Genomic DNA, 6,000 nt, shown 5'->3' on the forward strand with positions numbered 1-6,000 from the left:
TTGTTAAAATCCTTTCTGTTTTTTCAACCAAAGGACTTGATGATGAAAGCAAAATTATTGTTTATTTCGCTGGCGGTAATGGGTTTGAGCGCGTGTTCTTCTGTGGCGCAGCAACAAGCGCAGTCGCTAAAAGATTGGTATGTGCTGAGCTTGCAACGCCAGTTTAAGGAAGACAGCCAATACAATTTCCAAGGTACAGCGAAGTTGGAATTGGGCAAGGCTTCGGAGGCGGTGCGTGAAAAAATGTTGAATCAGAAAGCGTTGCACTTTTCTGATGATGAAACGCAGCCTGAAAACGCTAAGAAAAAAGCAGAAAAAGATGAAACCACGTCTTTAATTTTGATGAACCATTTTGAAAACAGCTTGTCTATTCCGTATTCTGGCGCGGTGGATTTGCCGCACGGTAAAGCGGAAATGGCGGTGGAATTCCGTTATCAAACACGTCAGTCTATGGTGTCAGCGCGACTGCCTATGCAGTTGAATTTGAAAGATAAAACGCTTGTAGTAGACGCGGCGGCGGTTTCGTCATTTCTTGATGTGTATGTGGCGGACAAAACGGACGGGCAGTTGATTCAAGATAAATTGTTGCGTTTTAGCGTGCCTGAAAAATTGAAACCTACGTTTCCGCTTGACGACATTATGGCGGCGTTCTCCAAAGCGGTTGTGGACGGTTATCGCAGCCTGAAAGATTCGGATTATTCTGAATTGCCGTTGGACGAAACGGCGAAAAAATTGGGTGCGAGCCACCGCGTGTTGCTGACGATGAAATCGCGCACGGATAAATATGCTTTGCAGCCTGTTATGGCGATGAGCTTGAGCAAGCAAATGGCGGAAATGGCAAAACAGCCGAATGTGCCTGAAGAAAAAGTTAAGGTGTTGGAATTGTGGTCTAAAGCATTTGCGCTGGTGGCGAAACAGGAACAGCCGACTAAGTTAGAAAAAAACATTGCGGCAAATTCGGGCTTGAGCAATATTCCTACGCTGAACGAGCTGTATTTGGCGCGTAATGGTCGCTTGTTGGCATCGCGCACAACGGTTGAATTGCCTGCGAAATTGATGGATTCAATTACTTACGGCAGACCGTTAAAACTAGTTTCGTTTATGGAACTGAAGTACACAAAACAGCCAACGTTCACGCTGAAACCGACTGCGGAAAATACGGTTGAGGCAGAAAAGGTTTTCCCTGCGATTACCAAAGAATTTGAAGATTTTGATTTGACTAAATCTTTGGATAATTTGAATAAAGTGTTGGAAAATAAAGAGTAAAAAAAGCAGCCTGAAAACCACTTTCAGGCTGCGTTTTGTTTTTATCGTTCAGTTTGTTCTACCAAGAATTGCATCAACAACGGAATAGGGCGACCTGTCGCACCTTTTGCTGTGCCAGATTTCCATGCTGTGCCTGCAATATCCAAGTGCGCCCAGTGGTAGTGTTCCGCGAAGTGCGCCAAGAATGTAGCGGCTGTAATCGTGCCAGCAGGACGACCGCCGATGTTTTGCAAGTCGGCAAAATTGGATTTTAGTTGCTCTTTGTATTCTGGGAACAATGGCAACTGCCATGCTTTGTCATTGCTGTTGCGTGAGGCTTGCAATAATGCGTCCACCAAATCTTGGTCGTTGCCCATCAAGCCGCTGGCTACATTGCCCAAGGCGATGATGCACGCTCCTGTTAAAGTGGCTACGTCAATCACGGCTTTTGGTGTGAAGTTTTGTTCCACATAAGTCAGCGCGTCGCATAATACCAAGCGACCTTCTGCGTCTGTGTTCAAGTTTTCAATGGTTGTGCCGTTCATGGCTTTCACCACATCGCCTGGTTTAGCCGCGCCTGCGTCTGGCATGTTTTCGCAAGTGGCTACGACAACGGCTAAGTTAATCGGCAACTTGGCTTTGGCTGCGGCGATGAATGTGCCGATTACGGTGGCTGCGCCGCACATATCGTATTTCATTTCGTCCATGCCTTCGCCTGGTTTCAGGGAAATGCCGCCGCTATCAAAGGTTAAGCCTTTGCCGACTAATACAATCGGGTTGATGGATTTGTCGGCTGCGCCAAAGTAGCGCAATTCAACCAATTTTGGTTCTTGCACGCTGCCTTTTGCCACGCCCCAAAATGATGGCATGTTTTCACGAATGTAGTCGCTGCCCAAAATTTTGGCTTCTGCGCCTACGGCTTGCGCTTCGCGTGTGGCGGTTTCAGCGAGATAAGTTGGGGTGCAGATGTTTGAGCCTGTGTTGGCTAAATCTTTGCACAAGTTCACGCCGTATAACAGGGCTTCGGCGCGGATTAAGGTGTCTTTAATTATTGCGCTGCGTTCTGGATGAACGAACTCTACGCTTTGTAATTTGGCTGGGTTTGGCTCTTTTTTGTACGCATCGAAACGGTAAACGGCTTCGCCCAATGCGGCAACTAAGGCTTGTGTGACCAATGGGGTGTTCAAATTGCAAAATGGGTGCAGGTTGATGGACAAGCTGACTTGTTTTTGCGCCCATGCTGCGGCTTCTTTTACGGCTTTTTGCATGGTTTCCACTTGCAAGTCTGCCAAATAAACCACGGCGATGTGTTTCAGGCTGCCTGAAACGGGAATAGCTGCTGTACCAAAAATTTCTTTACGGGTTAAGGTGTTGGCGATGATTTTTGCGGTTTCATCGGTGATTTGGTCTGAATGGGTGCAGACAAACAGTTGTGATTCTTGTGTGGCTTGAGTGGATGCTGTGAATTGCATGTTGTTCTCCTTGATGAAAGGGGCATTATATCGCTTTCAGGCTGCAAATGTAATGCTTTGTAAACAAGTTTTAACTTGACTAAAAAGAAATACTGATTTCATAAAACCGATATTTTGTTTATTAAAAAGAAAGCATAAACTGGCAGCATTTTAACGAACAAATGAGGAAATTATCATGAATAGAAAAATGCCTGCTTTATTTTTAGGACACGGCAGCCCGATGGCGGTTTTGCAGCCTGAATTATCGTTTAACCGCAATATTCGTGCGCTGGCGGACACGTTCCCCAAACCTAAAACGATTGTGTGCATTTCAGCACATTGGTACGATGGTTTACAAATCACGGGCGCAACGCAGCCTGAAACGATTTATGATTTTTACGGTTTCCCAGATGAGTTGTATCAAGTGGATTATCCTGCGGCTGGTAGCCCTGAATTGGCGCAGACTTTGAAACAATTGTTGGGTAATCAAGCCGTTATCAATCCAACGCGCGGTTTAGACCACGGGGCGTGGGCAGTGCTAAAAATGTTGTATCCCGATGCGAATATTCCTGTAGTGCAATTGGGTTTGGACGTGCGTCAGTCGCCTCAATGGCATTTTGATTTGGCTCGCAGCCTGAAACCGTTGCGTGAGCAGGGTGTGTTGATTGTGGGCAGTGGCAATGTCGTGCATAACTTGCGTCGCATGAATCCTGCGCTGGTGGAGGGTTATGATTGGGCGAATGCGTTTCGTGAACACATCAATCAGGCGATTGTGGCGCGTGATGATGACGCGGTTATCCATTATCTGCAGTTTGGTGAAGCGGCAAGATTGTCTGTGCCAACGAATGAGCATTTTTTGCCGTTGTTGTATGTGTTGGCGCAGCGTGAAGACGATAGTCGCGTGGAGATTTTTAATGATGAAATGGATTTGGGGTCGATTAGTATGACTTCTGTGATAATTTCTTGAGAAAAAGCAGCCTGAAAATATAGTTAATTAAAATAAAAATAGGACGGTAGCGCATCTGTGAAATTATCATAACTAGGCAAAATTGAACGCATATATTTCTTAATATTTGCCCATGTTTTTTCTATTGGATTTAATTCAGGCGAATAAGGTGTAAGCGGTAGCATTTTATACCCCAAATGATGCCCCATTTCTTGCAGAATACCCATTCTGTGAAATCTAGCATTATCTAAAATAATCAATGACTTTTCAGGTAAATTGGGCAATAGCATCGTTTGAAACCATGCTTCAAAAAAATCGCTGGTCATTGTATTTTGATAAATCATTGGCGCAATTAATTTTTGCCCAATTTGCGCTGCAACTCATGATAAGCGTTGGTATTTTCTACCGCTTATCTTGGTTTTAACGATTTCCCCTTTCGGACTACGAGCATACGGACGAAAGAAATAGGTATCCAATTCTGTTTCATCCAAATAAACAAGCGGGTAGTCCGAAAATTGGGCTAACTGAGCTAAATAATGAGCTACTTTTTCTGGGTCTTGTTCTTTGTTACATTGCTTGTAACAATTTAATGTTTTTCTCGTAAATCAATTGAATATGCCATTTTATGCACCTTAAAGATAAAATTAGAATTGCACTATTTTATTTTGAATTTGCTATATTTTCAGGCTGCTTTTTTAGTTGGTTTGCAGTTGAGAGCGTACACCTGAGCAAACTGCTTCAGAAGCGGTTACGCCTGTGGTTTTCACAAAACAACGGTGCAGTTTTTTGCCGACAGTTGCGTTGAATGTGATGCTATCGGCAGTGGCGGTGCGGTTGCTAATCACTAAGTTGGCTGGTGTGGTGCGTAGGGTGGTTGCAGTTTTTTCTTGCAGTGTTGCATCTGATAAAACGGTGTTGCCCACGCTGCCACAAGCGGCTAATGTGAATACTGTGGCGATTAAGATAATGTGTTTCATGGCGAGTTTCCTATAAAGAAGAAAACACGAATTTCGTGGTTAGAAATTCGTGTTTGTTTGGTTAAATTATTTGCCTGAGGTTACTTTCAATGCAGCTTCGCTTGGTTTGCTTTCCAAATCAGTTGGCAATGCTTTATTTTGCTCATGTGATTTGCCCCAAACGTAAGCAGTCAGCAAGTGAATTTTCTCTTCGCTCAAGAAGCCTTCCCAAGTTGGCATTTGGTTGTGGCGACCACCTGTGATGGTTTCAATGATGGCTTTTTCGCTACCACCCCATAACCATGTGTCATCGGTTAAGTTTGGTGCCGTGCCCATTGTGCCTTGGCCTTTGTCGCCGTGGCAGGTTACGCAGTTGGCAGCAAAGATTTCTTTGCCGCGTGCTGCGCGTTCTTCGTTGTGCTCTTTGCCTGAAAGCGACATCACGTAGTTGGCAACGTCTTTCACGCCGTCTTCACCGAATTTAGGACCCCACGCTGCCATAATGCCTGTACGACCTTTGGCGATGGTTTCGTGGATTTTTTCAGGTGTGCCACCGTAAATCCAGTCTGTGTCTGTTAAATTTGGGAAACCGCGCGCGCCTTTTGCATCTGAGCCGTGGCATTGAATGCAGTAGGTGTCGAACAGGTTTTTACCAATCGTCATGGCTGCTGGGTCTTTGGCAACGTCTTCCACTTTCATGCCTTTGTATTTGGCATACAGTGCGCCAGTTGCTTTGTCTGCAGCTGCCATTTCGGCTTCATATTGGTTGTGGCTGGTCCAAGGTTTACCATTGAAACCAATACCTTTGTAGTCGCCCAAGCCTGGGTAAATAATCAAATAGCCAATACCAAACGTGATTGTGCCTAAGAACATGAAAAACCACCAGCGTGGCAATGGGTTGTTGTATTCTTCAATACCGTCCCATGAATGCCCCATGGTTTCTACCTCTTCGCCTTTTTTCACTTTAATTTTGTTTTGTGATAACAATAAGAAAGTAACGTAAATAAAGGCTAATACCACAATCGCGATGATGTAGTAGCTCCAAAATGGGGAAGTGAATTGTGATTCCATTTTTATGCTCCGTTGTCATGGTTTGCTTGGGCGTTGGGGGTATCGTCGTCTTGCATAATGCTGTTGGCAGCATCTTGGTAGTTCGCTTTATTCTTGCGACTAAACACGATAAACAACACCAAAACAAAGCTAATGAATACGCCTACGGTAAACAGGCTGCTTGCCCAAGTTAAATCCATGGTTTTTACCTTTTATTTTTCAATGCCAAACCCAAACCTTGCAAGTACGCAATCACTGCGTCCAATTCAGATTTGTTTTTCAGCTCTTCAGGGGCTTTGTCAAAGTCTGCTTGAGTGTAGGGTGTGCCAACCATTTGCAGGGCTTTCATGTG

General features: G+C 44.7%; 6 protein-coding genes and 2 pseudogenes. 2 read left to right on the forward strand and 6 right to left on the reverse strand.

The genetic code is table 11. The features are described from left to right. The first annotated feature begins 42 nt into the window (after positions 1 to 42). Positions 43 to 1,266 carry a hypothetical protein gene (locus QEO93_RS11555; RefSeq protein ID WP_143445726.1) on the forward strand — a complete coding sequence of 408 codons (1,224 nt, stop codon included), beginning with the start codon at positions 43 to 45 and terminating at the stop codon, positions 1,264 to 1,266. 41 nt (positions 1,267 to 1,307) lie between these two features. On the opposite strand, the gene QEO93_RS11560 is transcribed toward QEO93_RS11555, so the two are convergent. After that, positions 1,308 to 2,717, reverse strand: a complete 1,410-nt coding sequence (locus QEO93_RS11560; RefSeq protein ID WP_032137971.1) for a leucyl aminopeptidase — start codon at positions 2,715 to 2,717, stop codon at positions 1,308 to 1,310. 175 nt (positions 2,718 to 2,892) lie between these two features. Here QEO93_RS11560 and ygiD point away from each other — a divergent pair, with 175 nt between their 5' ends. Next, positions 2,893 to 3,663 carry a 4,5-DOPA-extradiol-dioxygenase gene (gene ygiD / locus QEO93_RS11565; RefSeq protein ID WP_032137970.1) on the forward strand — a complete coding sequence of 257 codons (771 nt, stop codon included), beginning with the start codon at positions 2,893 to 2,895 and terminating at the stop codon, positions 3,661 to 3,663. Positions 3,664 to 3,686: 23 nt separating this feature from the next. Here ygiD and QEO93_RS11570 read toward each other — a convergent pair. The 5 genes and pseudogenes from QEO93_RS11570 to QEO93_RS11590 all read right to left on the reverse strand — a co-directional run. Beyond that, positions 3,687 to 4,209: pseudogene (locus tag QEO93_RS11570) on the reverse strand (transposase); the annotation flags it as partial. Positions 4,210 to 4,337: 128 nt separating this feature from the next. Next, positions 4,338 to 4,619: a hypothetical protein gene (locus QEO93_RS11575; RefSeq protein WP_032137969.1), complete on the reverse strand. Its 282-nt coding sequence runs from the start codon at positions 4,617 to 4,619 to the stop codon at positions 4,338 to 4,340. Between the two features lie 66 nt (positions 4,620 to 4,685). Next, positions 4,686 to 5,669 carry a cytochrome-c oxidase, cbb3-type subunit III gene (ccoP, locus tag QEO93_RS11580; RefSeq protein ID WP_032137968.1) on the reverse strand — a complete coding sequence of 328 codons (984 nt, stop codon included), beginning with the start codon at positions 5,667 to 5,669 and terminating at the stop codon, positions 4,686 to 4,688. Positions 5,670 to 5,671: 2 nt separating this feature from the next. After that, complete coding sequence (locus tag QEO93_RS11585; protein ID WP_032137967.1) at positions 5,672 to 5,848, reverse strand: cbb3-type cytochrome oxidase subunit 3; 177 nt, start codon at positions 5,846 to 5,848, stop codon at positions 5,672 to 5,674. 5 nt (positions 5,849 to 5,853) lie between these two features. Then, a pseudogene (locus QEO93_RS11590) lies at positions 5,854 to 6,000 on the reverse strand (cytochrome-c oxidase, cbb3-type subunit II); the annotation flags it as partial.

Origin of the sequence: Kingella negevensis, from assembly GCF_030177895.1 — a bacterium.
Classification (GTDB): domain Bacteria; phylum Pseudomonadota; class Gammaproteobacteria; order Burkholderiales; family Neisseriaceae; genus Kingella_C; species Kingella_C negevensis.